10 protein-coding genes are annotated in these 18,316 nt (G+C 66.7%); 8 read left to right on the top strand and 2 right to left on the bottom strand.

The genetic code is table 11. From position 1 onward, the window contains the following. Positions 1-16: 16 nt before the first annotated feature. From VGQ44_15555 to VGQ44_15570, 4 genes are all read left to right on the top strand, one after another. Positions 17-1,909: an Ig-like domain-containing protein gene (locus tag VGQ44_15555; GenBank protein ID HEV8448246.1), complete on the top strand. Its 1,893-nt coding sequence runs from the start codon at positions 17-19 to the stop codon at positions 1,907-1,909. Positions 1,910-2,002: 93 nt separating this feature from the next. Further along, entirely contained in the window at positions 2,003-6,904 is a 4,902-nt protein-coding gene (locus tag VGQ44_15560) for an Ig-like domain-containing protein (protein HEV8448247.1), read from the top strand. Beyond that, positions 6,904-8,004, top strand: coding sequence for a hypothetical protein (locus VGQ44_15565; GenBank protein ID HEV8448248.1), 1,101 nt, complete (start codon positions 6,904-6,906; stop codon positions 8,002-8,004). Before VGQ44_15560 ends, VGQ44_15565 begins: the two co-directional genes overlap by 1 nt. Before the next feature lie 543 nt (positions 8,005-8,547). Next, complete coding sequence (locus VGQ44_15570; GenBank protein ID HEV8448249.1) at positions 8,548-11,508, top strand: Ig-like domain-containing protein; 2,961 nt, start codon at positions 8,548-8,550, stop codon at positions 11,506-11,508. Positions 11,509-11,624: 116 nt separating this feature from the next. On the opposite strand, the gene VGQ44_15575 is transcribed toward VGQ44_15570, so the two are convergent. Next, positions 11,625-12,767, bottom strand: a complete 1,143-nt coding sequence (locus VGQ44_15575) for a peptidyl-alpha-hydroxyglycine alpha-amidating lyase family protein (GenBank protein HEV8448250.1) — start codon at positions 12,765-12,767, stop codon at positions 11,625-11,627. A 95-nt stretch (positions 12,768-12,862) separates the two neighbouring features. Between VGQ44_15575 and VGQ44_15580 the strand changes: the two genes are divergently transcribed. Beyond that, positions 12,863-13,516: an NAD-dependent epimerase/dehydratase family protein gene (locus VGQ44_15580; protein ID HEV8448251.1), complete on the top strand. Its 654-nt coding sequence runs from the start codon at positions 12,863-12,865 to the stop codon at positions 13,514-13,516. A 22-nt stretch (positions 13,517-13,538) separates the two neighbouring features. Here the strand turns inward: VGQ44_15580 and VGQ44_15585 are convergent, their stop codons facing one another. Next, positions 13,539-14,060: an MgtC/SapB family protein gene (locus VGQ44_15585; GenBank protein HEV8448252.1), complete on the bottom strand. Its 522-nt coding sequence runs from the start codon at positions 14,058-14,060 to the stop codon at positions 13,539-13,541. 156 nt (positions 14,061-14,216) lie between these two features. Between VGQ44_15585 and VGQ44_15590 the strand changes: the two genes are divergently transcribed. From VGQ44_15590 to VGQ44_15600, 3 genes are all read left to right on the top strand, one after another. Further along, positions 14,217-14,456 carry a hypothetical protein gene (locus VGQ44_15590; GenBank protein HEV8448253.1) on the top strand — a complete coding sequence of 80 codons (240 nt, stop codon included), beginning with the start codon at positions 14,217-14,219 and terminating at the stop codon, positions 14,454-14,456. Between the two features lie 8 nt (positions 14,457-14,464). Next, the gene (locus VGQ44_15595) at positions 14,465-17,632 is read left to right on the top strand and encodes a hypothetical protein (protein HEV8448254.1); all 3,168 of its coding nucleotides are present in this window, start codon (positions 14,465-14,467) and stop codon (positions 17,630-17,632) included. 294 nt (positions 17,633-17,926) lie between these two features. Further along, positions 17,927-18,313, top strand: coding sequence for a hypothetical protein (locus VGQ44_15600; protein ID HEV8448255.1), 387 nt, complete (start codon positions 17,927-17,929; stop codon positions 18,311-18,313). Positions 18,314-18,316 lie beyond the last annotated feature (3 nt).

Genomic DNA, 18,316 nt, shown 5'->3' on the forward strand with positions numbered 1-18,316 from the left:
TTTTCGGAAGTTCGGAATGCGGCGAATGGCGGTTTGGTCATTGGCGGCCGCGGTCGCGGCGTGCGCGGGCACGACGCCGGACCAGGTATCGGGTCCGCAGATCGCGTCGGTATCGATCACGCCGCCGACGACGACTCTGTCGATTGGCTCACAGGCTCCGCTTCAGGCGTCCGTGCGAGACGCGTCGGGCAACTCGATCAGCGGCGCCGACGTCTTTTGGTCGGTGCAGGACGCGACCGTCGCGACCGTGTCGAGTGCCGGAGTCGTGACCGGACTCGCGATCGGGTCGACTCAAGTCGCGGCCAGCTCGAACGGCAAGTCAGGGATCGCGACGATCACCGTGCAGAAGATACCTGTCTCCAGCGTGGTGGTCACTCCGCCGCACGTCGACGCATCGCCCGGTGGAAAGGCGCCGCTCAGCGCCACGGCGTACGACGCGGCTCAGAATCCGCTCACCGACCGGTTCATCTCGTGGAGCACGAGCAACGCCGCCGTGGCGACGGTCGATGCGAACGGGATCATGACGGCCACCGGCCAGGGCACGGCGACCATCACAGCAACGTCCGAGGGCAAGAGCGGGGTCGCCACGGTTTCCGTGTCGCAAGCCGCGGTCTCTCTCGTGACGGTGGCTCCGTCGCCGCTCTCCATGTCGGTCGGGCAGACCACACAGCTCACGGCGACGCTCACGGACAGCGCCGGCAACCTGTTGAGCGGCCGCACGGTGACGTGGGCCAGCTCCAACACCGCGGTGGCCACGGTGTCGTCACAGGGCGTCGTGACGGCCGTCGCCGCGGGCAGCACGTCGATCACGGCGACGAGCGAAGGGAAGAACGGCAGCGCCGCGCTGACGATCTCGAACGTCGCGGTGGGTTCCGTCGCCGTGCAGCCGCAAGGGCCGGCGATCTTGGTCGGCGCAAACGTTCAGCTGAGCGCCACCGTCCGCGACGTGAACGGCGTGATCGTAACGAACCGAGTCGTCACTTGGTCGTCGAGCTCCGCCGCGGTGGCGGTCGTGTCGTCGTCGGGTGTCGTGACCGGCGTCGGCGGTGGAACGGCGACGATCACCGCCACGAGCGAAGGAAAGTCCGGCACCACGTCGGTGACGGTGACGGCGCTCCCCGTGGCGACCGTGACGATTCAGCCGCCCAGCCCCGACACGGTGTTCATCGGCTACACGACGCAATTGACGGCGGTCACCAAGGACTCTCTCGGGGGCGTGCTGACGGGTCGCGCGGTGACGTGGCATTCGACCAACACGGCGATCGCGACGGTCGACGCGAACGGTCTCGTGACCGGAGTGGCCGCCGGTTCGACGTCCATCACGGCGACGAGCGAAGGCAAGACCGGTACGGCGACCCTCGTCTCGATCAAGGCACCGGTGGGAAGCGTCGTCGTCGCTCCGGCGTCGGACTCGGTGAGCACCAGCGGAACGCTTCAGCTCAGAGCGACCGTCACCGACGTGAAGGGAACGGTTGTCACCGACCGCGCGATCGCATGGGCAAGCTTGCAGGGTCCGATCGCAACGATCTCGCCGAACAACGGCGCGACGACGAACGTCGACGGCAAGGCGAAGGGCACGGCGAGCATCGTGGCCACGTCGGAGACCAAGGCGGACACCGCGACAGTGAACGTCGTTGCCGCGGTGAAAACGGTCACGGTCTCGCCGCTGATCGGAAGCCTCAGCCTGGCCACCCATCCGACGATTCAACTGACCGCGACGTGCAAAGACGCGGGCAACACCACGGTCACAGGTCGCGTGGTCACGTGGACGTCGAGCAATCCCGCCGCCGCGACGGTTGACGCGAACGGATTGGTGACCGCGAAGGGAGCGGGCATCGCGAACATCACCGCGACAGCGGTGTTCGACGGCGTGACGTCCGTCGCGTCCGTCATCACCGTTACTCCGTAGATGACGCGCCGGCGGCCCTGGTCTGCGGGCCTTCTTGCGCCCACGTCGCGACGGCTGGCCTCGCTAGCCGCGGTCGCGGTCGCCGCGTGCACCATGTCCACCGAGGTCACTCCGACCGCCGACGTCGCGTCGGTGGCGGTCAATCCGCCCACGACATCGGTGTCCGTCGGCGCGCAGGTTCCCCTACAGGTCGTCGTTCAGGATTTCTCGGGCAAGCCGATCACCGGCAACAGCGTGTTCTGGTCCGTGCGCGATCCAAACATCGCCTCGATCTCCAGCGCGGGCGTCGTGACCGGAGTGTCGGCCGGGTCGACGGAGATTGCCGCGAGCGTGAACGGCAAGTCGGGCATCGCGACGATCACCGTGCAGCGAGAGCCGGTGTCGAGCGTCGTCGTGACGCCGCCACAACTCAACCTCGTCCCCGGCGCGCACTTTCAACTCACGGCAACCGCATACGACGCCGCGCAAAATCCGCTGTCCGGCCGCACGATCACCTGGAACACGAGTAGCGCGGCAATAGCCACCGTCGACGGAAACGGCATGATGACCGCCGTCGCTCCCGGCTCGGCGAGCATCACGGCCACGGCGGAGGGAAAGATCGGCGTCACGGCGATCACCGTGTCGCAGTCGCCGGTCGCGACGGTCACCGTGTCGCCCACACCGCTCTCGATGTCGGTCGGCCAGGTCACTCAACTCGCCGCGACGCTGACCGACAACCTCGGCAACGTGCTCAACGGACGCACGGTGGCCTGGACGAGCTCCAACACGGGCATCGCGACGGTGTCCGACCAAGGCGTCGTGACAGCGACGGCATCGGGGACCGCGACGATCACCGCGACGAGCGAAGGAAAGACCGGCACGGCGGAGGTCACGGTCACGAACGTCGCGGTGGGATCCGTCGCGGTGCTACCTCAGACTCCCACGATCGTCGTGGGCGCCAGCGTTCAACTGAGCGTCACCGTGCGCGACGTGAATGGCGCCGTCGTCACGAATCGCGTGGTGACATGGGCGTCGAGCAACGCGAACGTCGCGACGGTGTCCACGTCGGGCGTCGTCACGGCGCTGACCCCCGGAACGGCGATCATCACGGCGACGAGCGAGCAAAAGTCGGGAACGACCTCGGTGACCGTGACGCCGGTTCCCGTCGCCACCGTCACGCTGTCGCCGGCCACCGCGAACATCCGCGTGACGGCGACGACGACGCTCACGCCGACGGTCAAGGACGCCAATGGCGTCGTCGTCACGAACCGAATCATCGCCTGGACGACGAGTGATTCCACGCTGGCGACGGTGAGTTCATCCGGTGTCGTGACCGGCATCGCGCCGGGCACGGCGACCATCACCGCGACCAGCGAAGGCAAGAGCGGGTCGTCGTCGATCAACGTCTCGAAGATTCCCGTCAGCACGGTGACAGTGTCGCCGCCGACCAAAGCCTTGCTCGTCAGTCAAACGGTCGCTCTCGCGACGACGGTCAAGGACAGCGTCGGAAATACGGTCACGGATCGAGTCGTGACCTGGAGCTCGAACAATCCCGCGGCGGCGACGGTGTCGGCTACCGGCTTGGTGACCGCCGTCGCGGCGGGCGCCGCGACGATCACCGCCACCAGCGAGACGAAGACCGGCACGAGCACGATCACCGTGTCGCCCGTTCCGGTTGCCAGCGTCGCCATTCAACCGCCCACGGCGAGCGTCACGATCGGCACGACAGCCCAGCTCACCGCGCTCACCAAAGACTCCATCGGCGGCGTCTTGAACGGCCGCGTCGTGGCGTGGGGCTCGAGCGATCCCACCACCGTGAGCGTCTCGTCGACCGGCTTGGTCTCGGCGCTGAAACTCGGCAGCGCGACGATCACCGCGACAAGCGAGGGAAAGAACGGCACGTCGCTCGTGACCGTCGTCAAGGTTCCGGTCGCGAGCGTGACGGTGGCGCCCGCGAGCAAGGCGCTCCTGGTCACCGAGACCGTTACGCTCACGCCGACGGTCAAGGACAGCACCGGAACCGTCGTGACCGATCGCCCCGTGTCGTGGAGCTCGAACGCCACCGGCGTCGCGACGGTTTCACCGCTCGGCGTGGTCACAGCGGTCGCGCCGGGCACGGCGACGATTACGGCCACCAGCGAAACGAAGACCGGTACGAGCACGATCACCGTTTCGCCGATTCCGGTGGGCATCGTCGTCATGCAGCCGTCGCACGACAGCCTCACCATCAACACGTCGCGTCAATTTGCCGCCGTGACCGAAGATTCACTCGGCCGAGTGCTGACCGGTCGAGTCGTGGCGTGGAGCTCGAGCGATCCGACGACAGCGAGCGTGTCGGCGACTGGACTCGTCACCGCGCTCAAGCTCGGCACGGCGACGATCACCGCGACGAGCGAGGGAAAGAACGGCACGTCGCCGGTCTTGGTGGCGAAGGTGCCGGTCGGAAGCGTGACCGTGGCACCTCCGACGAAGGCGCTCTTCGTCACTCAGACCGCGACGCTCGCGCCGACCGTGAAGGACAGTCTCGGCACCGTCGTGACCGATCGCATCGTTACGTGGGGCACGAGCAACCCGGCGGTTGCCACCGTGTCGTCGAGCGGATTGGTGACGGCCGTCGCGCCTGGCACCGCGACCATCACGGCGACGAGTGAGACGAAGAGCGGGACCAGCACGATCACGGTCTCGCTCGTTCCGGTGAGCACCGTTACCGTTTCGCCGGCGAGCGTAGGAATTCGCGTGACCGCGGCGACTCAGCTGACGGCCGTCACCAGGGACTCGGTCGGCGGTGTGCTCAGCGGACGCGCGGTGACGTGGGGCTCGAGCGATCCGACGATCGCAACAGTGAGCTCGACCGGCTTGGTGGCGGGCGTCGTACCGGGCACGGTCACGATCACCGCCACGAGCGAAGGCAAGAGCGGCACATCGACCATCACCGTCACGAAGATCCCCGTCGGCAGCGTGACGGTGGCGCCGCCGGCCAAATCGCTCTTCGTCACCCAGTCGGTCGCTCTCACGGCCACGGTGAGGGACAGCGTGGGCACGATCGTCACGGACCGTGTCGTCACGTGGGGCTCGAGCAACCCCGCGGTCGCAACGGTGTCGACGGCCGGTCTCGTGACCGCGGTCGCGCCGGGGACGGCAACGATCACCGCGACGAGCGAGACGAAGAGCGGGACCAGCACGATCACCGTGTCGCTCGTCCCGGTCGCCTCAGTCGTCGTTTCTCCGCCGAGCGCCGGCATCCGTGTGTCGGCGACGACGCAGCTGGCCGCCGCCACGCTGGATTCCATCGGCGGCGTGTTGACCGGCCGCGTAGTGACGTGGGGCTCGAGTGACCCGACGATCGCGACGGTGAGCTCGAGCGGCTTGGTGACGGGGGTCGCGCCGGGCACGGCGACGGTTAGCGCGACGAGCGAAGGTAAGAGCGGGATCTCGACGATCACCGTGACGAAGATTCCGGTCGGCAGCGTGACGGTGGCGCCGCCGAGCAAGAACTTGCTCGTGACCCAGACCGTCGCGCTCACCGCGACCGTCCGCGATTCGACGGGCGCGATGGTGACGGATCGAGTCGTCACGTGGGGCTCGAACAACACCGCCGTCGCCACCGTGTCGACGGGCGGATTGGTGACGGCAGTCGGACCGGGCACGGCGACGATCACTGCGACGAGTGAGACGAAGAGCGGCACGAGCACCATCACGGTCTCGCTGGTGCCCGTGAGCACCGTCGTCGTACAGCCGCTTCAGGATACGCTCAACATCGGCGGAACCGCGCAGCTGACGGCCGTCACACTTGATTCGATCGGCGGCGTGTTGACCGGCCGCACCGTGACGTGGGGATCGAGCGATCCGACGACGGCGACCGTTTCGGCAACCGGCCTCGTGACGGCGATCAAAGCCGGTGGCGCGACGATCACGGCGACGAGCGAAGGAAAGAGCGGCCTTTCAACGATCACGGTGCTTCAGGTTCCCGTCGCGACGGTCACCGTGGCGCCGGTGTCGACGACGGTGACTGTCGGCAACACCACCGGCTTCACCGCCACCACTAAGGACGCGCAGGGGAACGTGCTCACCGGGCGCTCGGTCACGTGGGGCTCGAACAACACGGCCGCGGCCACCGTGAACTCGTCGGGCGTCGCGACCGGCGTCGCGCCGGGCGCGGCGACGATCACCGCAACGAGCGAAGGACAATCGGGCAGCGCGACTCTCACCGTCAATCCGGTCCCGGTCGCCACCGTCACGATCGCGCCGCCGAGCCCCGACACGGTGTTCATCGGCTATACGACGCAACTCTCGGCGGTCACCAAGGACGGGAACGGAACGGTCCTCACCGGCCGCGTCGTAACCTGGCAATCGGACAATACGTCCGCTGCGACCGTGGACGCGACAGGCCTCGTCACGGGCGTGGCGGCCGGTGTGGCAAACATCACGGCGACGAGTGAAGGGAAGACGAATTCTGTGACGATGGTTTCCATGGTCGCCCCGGTGGGCAGCGTTGTCGTCGCGCCGGCGTCGGATTCGGTGACCACGGCCGGCACAAAGCAGCTGGCCGCTACCGTCAGAGACGTGAAGGGGACAGTCGTGACCGATCGCGTCGTCAGTTGGGCGAGTCTTCAGCCTCTCCTTGCCTCGGTGAGCCCGAGTACCGGGCCCACGACGATCGTGACTGGCGTCGGCCCAGGGCCGGCGTCGATCACGGCGTCGGCGGAGACCAAATTCGGGTCCTCGACGATCAAAGTGATACAGGCCGTCGTCACGGTCCAGATTTCGCCACTATCTGCAACGCTGAGTCTGGCTACCACACCGACCGTACAGCTCTCGGCGACGTTGCTCGATGGATCGAGCGGGGCAATCGCCGGACGCACGGTCAGCTGGCAGTCGAGTGACCCTTCGATCGCGACGGTGAGTGCGAATGGTCTGGTGACTGCGAAGGCTGTTGGGACGGCGTCGATCACGGCGACGGCGGTCCTGGATGGCGTGGTTTCGTCCGTGGCCACAGTGATAACGGTGACTCCCTGATGACTCGCAAACTCTGGCTGCCCATTCTGGGCTCGTTCCTCGCGCCGCTGGCTCTTTCGGGCCAGAGTTCGGCGCCTCTGCGAGAGCAACTCAAGTTGCGACCCGTCGCAGTGCGCATGCGTCCGGCTTGTCCTCCCTCGGTGACCCAGGCGTCGTCGCCGACCGAAGCGCAGCGACGCGACGCGCGTGAGATGGCGCAACGCGCGCGACAGTCCGCGATTCTCGGCGACGCGACCGCGGCGCTCAGCCAGTTGCGAGGCGCAGCCGGACTCGATCCGACCGACCCGAACCTCGCGTACGAGCTCGCGCGGGCGTACGAAGGCGCCGGCGTTCTCGCAAACGCCGCGACCGAGTATTGCCGGTTCTTGTCGCTCGCGCCGAGCGCCGCCGAGGCAGCCGACGTGCGCGCGCACGTGTCGACTCTGGTTCCACCGAAGCAAGACACCGTCGTGACGATCGAGGGCACGGCATTCAGGCGCGGCGTGGATGCCTACGCCAAGGGACAGTGGAACGACGCGGAAGTCTTCTTCACGACCGTCGTCCGGATCGACTCGACGTCGGCCGACGCGTACTACGACCGCGGACTGGTGCGGGCGCTCCAGAATCGTCGCGACGGCGCGGCTGATGACTACGAGCGATATCTCCGCCTCCGCCCCGAAGCCACGGACCGTACGCTCGTCGTGGCTCGCATCAACGCCCTTCGGTCGCAGCGGCTGTCGGCGTCTCAGGCGTTCGGCCTGGGCGTGATCGTACCCGGTGGCGGGCAGTTTTACACGAAGCGACCTGTGCGCGGCTTCCTTTCGCTCGCCGCCGTGGGCGCGGCCGCCGGATTCGCCCTTACCCAGAAGGACAATCCCACCACGACGACCAAAACCGCGACCGATCCGTTCGGCAACAAGTACAGCTACTCCGAGACGACGACGCACAAGACACGGCCCTATCTCATCCCCGGCTTGGGCGTCGCCGGCGGCATCGCGCTCTACAGCGCGATCGAGGCGGCGTCGTATGCGCGTCGGCTTCGGAACGGGGCAACTCTCGCCCTGTCGGTCGCGCCAGCGGCGAACGGAGTGGGAGTCGTGGGGTCGTTCACGATTCCTTGAACCGGGAAGCGAAACTGCCGAGGCCCGAAACCTCCGAGAACCGAAACTGCCACGGGCCGAAACGGCCGAAACTCCGAGACGCCGAAACTGCCGAAGGCCGAAACCGCCAAGAGGCGAAGCTGCCGAGAGCCGAAAGGGCCAGAGGAAGCTCGCCTCTGACCTTCGCGCTCCCTTGCGGAACGGAGTGAGCGGCGAAGGACCTTTCACGATTGTTTGCCAACTCGAACGTGGGCGCGGGCCGAAGCGTTTGGCCGTTGGCAGTTTCGGCGTTCGGCCATTCTCGGCGTTCGACCGTTCCCGCCGTCTCGGATTTCGGCAGTTTCGGCGTTCGGCAGTTTCGGTCTTCGGCAGTTCTCGGCGCTCGGCCGTTTCGCCCCTCGTACCTAGTGCCGAGCCCGTCAGCCCGTGACTCCTCGGCGCCTTTCAGCGTCGTAGAAGCGGCGATCTCTAGCCAGGCTTTTGCAGAGTCTCAACGGCCAACCGCGACACGCCTCGCGGTTGAACCGCGCGTTGTTCGCGCATTTCGTCCCCGCCGCCGGAGAGATGAGAGTCCTTCGAAGACAGCGCCTGTCCGCCGTTCCCGCGTGGGGGCGGCGCCTGGGAATCTGGGCCGCGACCGTCTTGGTCGCGGCCTGCGTGAGCGTGGCGACCGACGTCGCGACGACGCTGAACGTGGGGTCCGTGTCGATCACACCGCCGACGACGACGTTGGCCGTCGGCACGCAGATCCCGCTCCAGGCGCTGGTGAAGGATCCGAACGGCAAGACGCTTTCTGGCGCTAGCGTCTTCTGGTCGGTTCAGAATCCGAACGTCGCGACGATTTCCAGCGCCGGCATCGTCACCGGCGTGGCGCTCGGCTCGACGCAGGTCGCGGCGAGCGTGAACGGAAAATCGGGCGTCGCGACGATCACGGTCGAGAAGACACCCGTGGCGAGTGTCGTCGTCACGCCTCCGCACATCGAGGCAGCCCCCGGCACCCACGCCGCGCTCTCAGCCGCGACATACGACGCGGGGCAGAATCCTCTCAGCGGGCGGGCCGTCATCTGGAGCACGAGCAACGCGGGCGTCGCGACAGTAGACGCCAACGGATTGATGACCGCGGTCGCCACCGGAACGGCGACGATCACCGCGACGTGCGAAGGAAAGAACGGCTCGATGACGGTCACGGTCTCGCAGGCCGCGGTCGCCTCCGTCAACGTCACACCGGGCGCGCTCACCATGTCGGTCGGTCAGACGACGCAGTACCTGGCGACTCTTCAGGACGCGGGCGGAAACGTCTTGAACGGACGCACGGTGACGTGGGCCAGCTCGAATACGAGCGTGGCGACGGTGTCGTCGTCAGGCCTAGTGACGGCCGTCGCTCAAGGCACGAGCACGATCACCGCGACGAGTGAAGGCAAGAACGGCACGGCCGCATTGACGGTGACGAACGTGGCCGTCGGGTCGGTCACGGTACAGCCGCAAGGGCCGACGATCTTGCAGAGCACGAGCGTGCAGCTGAACGCCGTCGTACGCGACGTGAACGGAAACGTCGTCACGGACCGCGCGGTGACGTGGTCGTCGAGCAACTCGAGCCAGGCGATCGTGTCGACCAGTGGGATCGTGACCGGCTTGGCGCCGGGCACGGTGACCATCACCGCGACGAGTGAAGGAAAATCCGGCACGTCGTCGGTGACGGTGAGAGCGGTACCGGTCGGCAGCGTGACCGTATCGCCGGCGTCCGCGAGCATCCGCACCGGAAAGACGGCGAACTTCGACGCGACCGTGAAAGACTCGCTCGGCAACGTCGTCACGAACCGGGCGATCACCTGGGCGTCGAGCAACACGTCGATCGCCACGGTGAACGGCGGCGTGGTAACGGGCGTGGCAGCGGGCACTGCGACGATCACGGCGACCAGCGAAGGCAAGAGCGGAACGGCGACGATCAACGTCACGCCGATTCCCGTCGCGAGCGTGGTTGTATCGCCGACGACGAAATCGATGTTGGCCACGCAAACGTTCTCGCTCGGCGTGACGGTGACCGATTCGGCCGGAAACATCGTAACCGACCGCGTCGTGACGTGGGCGTCGAACAACAGTGCCGCGGCGACCGTGTCGGCGTCGGGCGTCGTGACGGCCGTTGCCCCAGGAACGGCGACGATCACCGCCACCAGCGAAGGCAAGAGCGGCTCGAGCACGATTACGGTGACGCCGGTTCCTGTCGCACTCGTGGTGGTGCAACCGCCGAGGGACAGCATCGGCGTCGGCGTCACGGTGCAACTCGCGGCGGTCACCGAGGATTCGGCGGGCGGCGTCCTCACCGGGCGCGTGGTGAGTTGGGGCTCGAGCAACCCCGCGGTGGCGACGGTCTCGTCGTCCGGTCTCGTAACGGGAGTCGCCTTGGGCACGGCGACGATCACGGCGAGCAGCGAAGGCAAGGGCGGCACCTCGACGATCACCGTCTATGTCCCGGTTGCATCGGTCACGGTCGCGCCTCCGACCGCGACGGCTGTCGTGACGGAGACCAAGCAGTTCACGGCCACGGCCAAGGACGCGCAGGGAAACACGCTCGTCGGCCGAACCATCACGTGGACCTCGAGCAGTCCCGCGGTCGCGACGGTGAATGGTTCCGGCTTGGCCACAGCCATCGCCGTGGGCACGACGACGATCACCGCGAAGAGCGAAGGGAAATCGGGCGCGGCGACACTCTCGGTCACCGTGGTGCCGGTCGCCAGCGTGTTGATCACGCCGTTGAGTCCCGACACGGTTTTCCTCGGCTACACGACGCAGTTGACCGCGGTCACCAAAGACTCCACGGGTGCCGTTCTCACGGGGCGCGTCGTCACGTGGCAGTCGGGCAATCCGGCCGTCGCGACGGTGAGCGCCAGCGGTCTCGTGAGCGGACTGACGGCCGGAAATACGACTATTTCGGCGATCAGTGAGGGCAAGGGAGCCACGAACTCCCTCGTGTCGATGCGCGCGCCGGTCGGAAACGTGTCGGTCGCTCCGACCACCGACTCGATCACGACCTCCGGTGCGTTGAGCACCCGCACCGTCTCGGCCACGGTGACGGACGTGAAGGGAACCGTGGTGACCGACCGTCTCGTGACCTGGACGAGCAACCCCGGCTCCGTCGCGACGGTCGCGCCGAACAGCGGCGCGTCGACCACGGTCACGGGAAAGGCGGTCGGCTCGGCGCGCGTCATCGCGACGTCGGAAGCCAAGGCCGACACGTCGAACATCAAGGTGATTCTCGCCGTGACCAGCGTTCAGATCACCCCGGGCTCGGCGAACGTGAGTCTCACGACGAATCCGACGGTGCAGCTCACCGCGACGGCGAAGAACGGCGGGACGACCGTCACCGGACGAACGATCACCTGGACGTCGAGTGATCCGACCATTGCCACGGTGTCGGCTACCGGACTGGTGACGGGCGTGAAGACCGGCGTCGCGACCATCAGCGCGCGCGTCGTGTTCGACGGCGTGACCTCGGCGACTCCGGCGACCGTCACCGTGAAGCCTTGAGGGCGGTGGACGGGTGGACGGGTGGACGGGTGGACGGGTGGACAGGGAAATACCAGAAGTGTAATCGCCAAGACCATCCGTACCTTTCCGGTCTTCCGGTCTTCCGGTCTTCCGGTCTACCGGTCTACCGGTCCACCGGTCTTCCGCTTTCCCTCTGCCGGATGAAGCGTCAGCCTCTGCACGCGCCAATTGAGAAGCTCGGCGACGTACAGCTCGTTCTCTGATGGACAGGCGATCTCGTGGATCCAGCCGAACTGCTTCAGCCCCTTCCCTGCCTCGCCGAGCACGCCGAGCACCTTGCCGTCGAGTGAGAGTTTGTAGATGCGGCCGGGAACGGCATCGGCGCTGTAGAGCACCTGGTTGGGACCCGGCGTGATGCAGATCGCCCATGGGGCGCCGGAGACCGCGAGCGGGTTCGAGTTGGGCGACGGCATCCCTCCGAGCATCACGTTCGGCGCCTTGTCGAAGGGCACGTCAATCGTGAACTGGCGCTGGAAGTTTCCGTCGGAGTCGAAGACCTGGATGCGGCGGTTCGTGCGGTCGGCGACGTAGACGTTGCCGCGCTCGTCGCTGGCGATCGAGTGCAGGATATTGAACTGCCCCTGCCCCGAGCCGCGCTCGCCCCACGTTTTCACCCAGCGGCCGTTCTTGTCGATCTTCACGACGCGCGAATTGTTGTAGCCGTCGGCGACGAAGATGTCGCCGTTCGCGTTCCATGCGACGTCGGTCGGACGGTTGAACGATCCCCAGCCCGGTCTCGGAATCGTGCCCGGAGCCGTCTCCGCCGGCGCCTCGACGGCTTCGGCGCGACGGCCGAGGACCATCATCACGCGGCCGGCCGGGTTGAACTCCATGATCATGTTCGTGCCTTCGTCGGTCGCCCAGAGATTCCCGCTCTTGTCGATGCGGACCGTGTGGGCGAAGGCGAAGCCGTAGAGGTCCTTGCCGATCTCGCGAATGAACGCGCCGTCCGGCCCGAACTCGAAGAGTTGCGACGCCGCCTCGCCGTGCAGCGTGCTCCGGCTGCCCGTACGCGAGAACACGTAGAGGTGCTTTCGCGCGTCGATCGCGACGCCGGCTACCTCGCCGAGGTACATGTTGGGCGGCACCTTGAGAAAATCGACGCTCGCGTCGAACCGGATTTCCGGGGGGGCAACCGACTCCTGCGCGGATGCGACGGATCGAGTCGTGCAGATGCTGACAACGGCGCTGAGGCCGGCGACGACGATCCGCCGGATGTTGGATGGGGATTGTCTCATGGGGCAATCATGCGGGGCGCCGTCCTGGTGGGTCAAGCCGATGCGTAGTTAGTTGAGACTTGATTCGACCGCCCGCGGGAGGGGAGGCGCCTCAGATGAAGGTGATCGTGTTCGGCGCGACGGGGATGATTGGCCAGGGAGTGTTGCGCGAGTCTCTGCTCGACGGCGGGGTCGAGCAGGTGCTCACCATTGGCCGTGTGCCGACTGGCCGCCAACACAGGAAACTCCGCGATCTCGTCTGGACCAATCTCTACGACTTGTCCGGAATGGAGTCCGAGCTCCACGGATTCGACGCATGCTTTTTTTGCCTCGGCGTGTCGGCCGTCGGCATGACCGAGGAACAATACACACGCGTCACCTACGATCTCACGATGTCGGTTGCCGCGGCTCTGTCGCGCATCAACCCGGACATGACCTTCGTCTTCGTCTCGGCGGCCGGTGCCTCGTCGGAGGAGACGGGCGCGATGTGGGCGCGCGTGCGCGGGCGGACCGAGAACGCGCTGTTTCGGCTCCCGCTTCGCGCCTACGTCTTTCGACCCGGGCTCATCCGGCCGCTCCACGGCATCAAATCGAGGACGCGCCTCTACAACGCCGTGTACGTCACCATGGCGCCGGTCATGCCGCTCCTCGAGCGCTTGTTTCCCGGCCACGTCACGACGACCGAACAGATCGGCCGAGCGATGATGCGGGTCGCCCGAGACGGCTTCCCGCGAAAAGTCCTTCACACGATCGACATCAACGCGCTGTAGTGCCGCGCCGACGGGACGCCACTCAGACCTCCTCGTGGTCGCGCCGCGGCTTGGAGCCTTCGCCGCGCGCGGGCTCGGGGCCCCGCCATGCCTCCGGCGTCGGCGGAATCATGTGCTTCGCCTCCATCGCGCTCACGATCCAGAGGGTGAAGTAGGTGAACAGCGCAAGCACGACCGCGATCTCCGCGTGCCCCAATCCGACGCACGCACCGATGGCCGCGGTAGACCAGATGCTGGCGGCTGTCGCGGTTCCTCTCACGCGATCGTTCGCCTTGAGGATCGCTCCGCCGCCGATGAAGCCGACTCCCGTCACGAGTCCCTGAATCACGTACATCACCGGAACTGAACCCGGCGGAAACTCGGAACTCGCGAGCAGCACGAGGCCGCACGCGCCAAGTGCGACGATCGGGAACGTGCGGAGCCCAGCGCTCATGTCGTGCAGCTCACGTTCGCGCGCGATCGGCAGCGTCAACGCCAGCGCGAGCGCCATCCGCAGCGTGGCTGCAAGGAGCAGCGAGAAGTCGAAGCTCATTCCGATGTGCATTGGCCAGGAGGCTCGAGTGCGCCCTAACCTGCTGGTCGTTCGACGGAGGTGGAAGGGCCGCGTCGGGAGGGCCCGGCGGCATGACCAGATTCTTACGGTGGCGGCGCGGCCGGGGCGACTTGTCCCGGGAGCGTCGCGCACTCTATCGTATTTCACATGACCGGCACTCGCGGAGCCCTACGGCGTCAAATGAGCGGGCGAAACAAGCTCGGTGCCTGGCTCGCCATCCTGACCTGTCCGTGTCACGTGGTGATGCTCGGCTTCGTGCTCACGGGCACGGCGATCGGAACGTGGCTCCTGGCCGTTCGGGCCTACGTCATCCTCGTTTTCAGCTTGCTGTTCCTCTTTGGATTGTGGCTCATGATTCGCCCCGATCCGACCTGTCGAATCGACTAACCAACCCCATGACCAACCCGCTCGGCTTGTTGCGGCGCTCGGCGCCGACCATCGCTCTCGCCCTTTCGCTTGTCGCCTCCGCCCAGGCGCAGAGCGGCGGACCTATAGACTCGCGGGTCTATTCCGCGCTCTCGTGGCGCAACCTTGGCCCCTTCCGCGGCGGACGAATCGCAGCCGTGAGCGGCGCGGTCGGACAAGCAGGCGTCTTCTACATCGGACTTCCCGCGGGCGGCGTTTGGAAGACCACCAACGCCGGGCACACCTGGTTCCCGATCTTCGACAGCATCAAGGACGTCTCGTCGATCGGTTCAGTCGAAGTCGCGCCGTCGGATCCGAACATCGTCTACGCGGGCACGGGCGACATCATCACAGGCGGCGGGATCAACGAGGGAAATGGCGTCTACAAGTCGACCGACGCGGGCCGGACGTGGCGCCACCTCGGGCTCGACGCGACCAAGCAAATCCCGTCGATGTCGGTGGACCCCCACGACCCGAACATCGTGCTCCTCGCCGCACAGGGGAACGTGCACGCCAAAAGCAAGGAGCGCGGCGTGTACCGCAGCACCGACGGCGGCGCCACGTGGACGCAGACGCTGTTCGTCGATGACAGCACCGGTGCGCAGAAGGTCGCCCGCGCCTTCGACACGCCGATGATCGTCTTCGCGACGACCGTCGCGCACTACACGCCGCCGATTCCTCCCCCGGGTGGCTTCGGCGGCGGCAGAGGAGGCCAGCAGACGGGCCCGACGAGCACGAAGCTCTTCAAGTCGATCGATGGCGGCGTGACGTGGAAAGAGATCACCGGCAGCGGACTGCCCGCCCGCCTCAGCGGCAAGATTTGGGTCGCCGTCGCCAACAACACGCAGGGCCAGCGCGTGTTCGTGATCGGCGACGCGGGGCTCTACCGCTCCGACGATGGCGGCGCGACGTGGCACCAGATGGCGGCCGACGATCAGAGAATTCGTAACGGCCAGGGCGGCTACAACTGCGGCGTCTATGTCGACCCGCAGAACCCGGACGTCGTCTACACGCTCAACACGGCAAGCTACGTCTCGCGCGACGGCGGCAAGACCTTCACCGGATTCAAGGGCGCCCCCGGCGGCGACGATCCGCAGCAGATGTGGATCGATCCCACGAACGGGCAGCGCATTCTCTTCGGCTACGATCAGGGCGCGATCGTCTCGCTCGACGGCGGCGCAACATGGAGTTCGTGGTATAACCAATCGACGGAGCAGATATACCATCTCTCGGTCGACAACTCGGTTCCGTACTGGGTGTACGGCACGCAGCAGGACGCCGGCGCCATCCGCACGCGCATCCGCGGCAACCTCGGCGCGATCACGCCGTTGGACTGGAATCCGGTTTCTGGTTGGGAGTGGGGCACGATCATCGCCGACCCGCTGGATCCGAATACCGTGTACGCCAGCGGCTCGGGGATCTTGAAGATCTCGTATCCGAGCGAGCAGTGGATCAACGTGAGCCCGGCGATCGACGCGTCGCGGCAGCTCCGCACGACGAGCGACCAGCCGATCGTGTTCGCGCCATGGAACAAGCACATGCTGATCGCCGCGTTCCAGTCGGTCTGGACGACGATCGACGGCGGCGCGCACTGGACGTCGATCAGCCCCGACCTCGGGGCACGTCCGGAGCTGCCGCCCCCGGCCAGGAACGGCGCAATTCAGTCGATGCGCGCTTCCACCATCGGTGCGGGCACGATCTGGGTCGGCACGAACAACGGCTTGATCAAAGTCACGCACGACGGTGGAAAGACGTGGTCTGGTGGCACTGTCCCTGGAATCCCGGCGATCGCCTCCGAGGTGCTGTCGGTCGAGCCGTCGCATTTCGACGTCAACGAAGCGTACGCGGTGGTCGCGGGATTCCGCAGCGGCGACTACGAGCCTTACATCCTGCGCACTCGCGACTCGGGCAAGACGTGGACGCGAATCACCGAAGGACTCGCGACGAATCAGCCGAGCGGCAGCTTCGCGCGCGTCGTCCGCAACGACCCGGTGCGGCGCGGGCTTCTGTTCGCCGGCACCGAGAGCAACATGTACGTGTCGTTCGACGACGGCGATCATTGGCAATCGCTGCAACTCAACTTGCCCACGACTTCATTTCGCGACATCGCGCTCAAGGACAATGACGCCGTCGTGTCGACGTACGGACGCGGCTTCTGGGCGCTCGACGACTACTCGATGCTGCGACAGGTCTCGCCCGCCATCGTGAGCGAGGCCGCACATTTGTTCAAGCCGGGCGACGTCGTGCGCACGCGCCGCAACGTCGGCGCTGACACGCCCTTCCCGCCCGAGGTCCCGCACGCGCTCAACCCCGCGCAGGGCGTACAGCTCGACTATTGGCTCGGCCAAGCTCCGCACGGCGACATCACGCTCGACGTGCTCGACGCGTCGGGCGGCGTCGTTCGGCACATGTCGAGCGCGGCGATCGCGCCTGTTCCCGAAGCCGCGCGTCCGCCCGAGCCGAACTTCTGGATCGAGACCCCGAAGCCGCTGCCGACGAACGTCGGCGGCAACCGGACGAACTGGGATCTGCGCTACGACTCACCCAATTCGTTCTCGCACTCGTTCGAGATCAACGCGAATCCCGGTCTCACGCCGGCGTCGCCGGAAGGACCGGTCGCGATTCCGGGCACGTACACGCTCAAGCTCACCGTCGACGGCAAGAGCTACACGCAGACGGTGGCGATCAGGCCCGACCCGCATTCCCCCGCGACGGTCGCCGCGATCACGGCGCAGCACGCGCTGCAGATGAAGTTGTTGCAGGGCATCAACAGCGCGTACGAAGGACACCGCATGGCGCAGGCTTTGCGCGACGCGCTGCGCGCGTCTGCCAACGCAGGATCGGGCGACGCCGCCAAGGCCAACTCGCTCGCCGCCCAACTCGACACGCTCGCCGGAATGGGCGGCGGTGGACGCGGCCGCGGTCGCGGCGGTCAGGGCGGGACGCCGAACTTCCAGGGCCTGAACGGCGCGATGGTCGGACAGCTCAACGCGCAGGATCTGGGCGATCAAGCTCCGACGGCCGCGATGCTGACCGCATTCGGTGCCAGCTGTCGCGACCTGACGAAGACCGTAGCCACGTGGCAGAAGCTGGCGGCTGAGGCGGGCACTTTGAAAGTGCAGGCTCCGAGTGGCGCACTCAAGCCGCCGGTGTGCTGAGGCCTCGGGTCTGAGTTCTGAGAACTGAGATTCGTTCGGGCTTCGGCCCGCCGGAATGGAAATCTCGAAAGTCGGAGCGAGCCTAGCCTCGAGCAATAGCGATAAGCACGAGCGGTGAGCCGGTAACGTCGTTAGGCCGGAGGCTCTTGCTCCCAGCCGCCGCTCGAGGCTGGGCTCGCTCTCCTAACGAGTTGCCCGCGCCAAACCCGAAGCTCGACAGGAGCAGTTGCGCCTTCAGCATTTGACTCGGCGCGCGGGAAAATGGTACCGTTCGGCGACGCCGCCGAGAGTATGATGTCGGACGAGATGGGAACGTTTCGCACGACGATCGAGATCGAGAATCCGTCCCGCCGCGGCTTGCGGCGGGCGCTCGACGACGTGCTCGTGGATACGGGTGCCGAACTGTCGTGGGTGCCGGCGCCCGTGCTCGAGTCATTGCGTATCGCGCGCGACAAGCCGCTTCGCTTTCGCCAGGCCAACGGCGAGATCCTCGATCGTTGGACAGGCGTCGCGCTCGTCTACGCCGGCGGAACGTGGACGGTGGATCACGTCGTTTTCGGCGAGCCGGACGATCTCACGCTGCTCGGAGCTCGAACGCTCGAAGGACTCAATCTTCGCGTCGATCCCGTTCTCAAGCGACTGGTTGATGCCGGGCCCGCGCCGGCGGCGGCGGTCGCATAGCGC

The sequence above is a fragment of the Gemmatimonadaceae bacterium genome (genome assembly GCA_036003045.1).
Lineage (GTDB): Bacteria > Gemmatimonadota > Gemmatimonadetes > Gemmatimonadales > Gemmatimonadaceae > JAQBQB01.

What these genes read in the sequence shown, in the direction of transcription:
- VGQ44_15555 (HEV8448246.1), top strand. Translation starts at nt 17, where the DNA reads ATGCGGCGAATGGCGGTTTGGTCATTGGCGGCCGCGGTCGCGGCGTGC.
- VGQ44_15560 (HEV8448247.1), top strand. Translation starts at nt 2,003, where the DNA reads ATGTCCACCGAGGTCACTCCGACCGCCGACGTCGCGTCGGTGGCGGTC.
- VGQ44_15565 (HEV8448248.1), top strand. Translation starts at nt 6,904, where the DNA reads ATGACTCGCAAACTCTGGCTGCCCATTCTGGGCTCGTTCCTCGCGCCG.
- VGQ44_15570 (HEV8448249.1), top strand. Translation starts at nt 8,548, where the DNA reads ATGAGAGTCCTTCGAAGACAGCGCCTGTCCGCCGTTCCCGCGTGGGGG.
- VGQ44_15575 (HEV8448250.1), bottom strand. Translation starts at nt 12,767, where the DNA reads ATGAGACAATCCCCATCCAACATCCGGCGGATCGTCGTCGCCGGCCTC.
- VGQ44_15580 (HEV8448251.1), top strand. Translation starts at nt 12,863, where the DNA reads ATGAAGGTGATCGTGTTCGGCGCGACGGGGATGATTGGCCAGGGAGTG.
- VGQ44_15585 (HEV8448252.1), bottom strand. Translation starts at nt 14,060, where the DNA reads ATGCACATCGGAATGAGCTTCGACTTCTCGCTGCTCCTTGCAGCCACG.
- VGQ44_15590 (HEV8448253.1), top strand. Translation starts at nt 14,217, where the DNA reads ATGACCGGCACTCGCGGAGCCCTACGGCGTCAAATGAGCGGGCGAAAC.
- VGQ44_15595 (HEV8448254.1), top strand. Translation starts at nt 14,465, where the DNA reads ATGACCAACCCGCTCGGCTTGTTGCGGCGCTCGGCGCCGACCATCGCT.
- VGQ44_15600 (HEV8448255.1), top strand. Translation starts at nt 17,927, where the DNA reads ATGTCGGACGAGATGGGAACGTTTCGCACGACGATCGAGATCGAGAAT.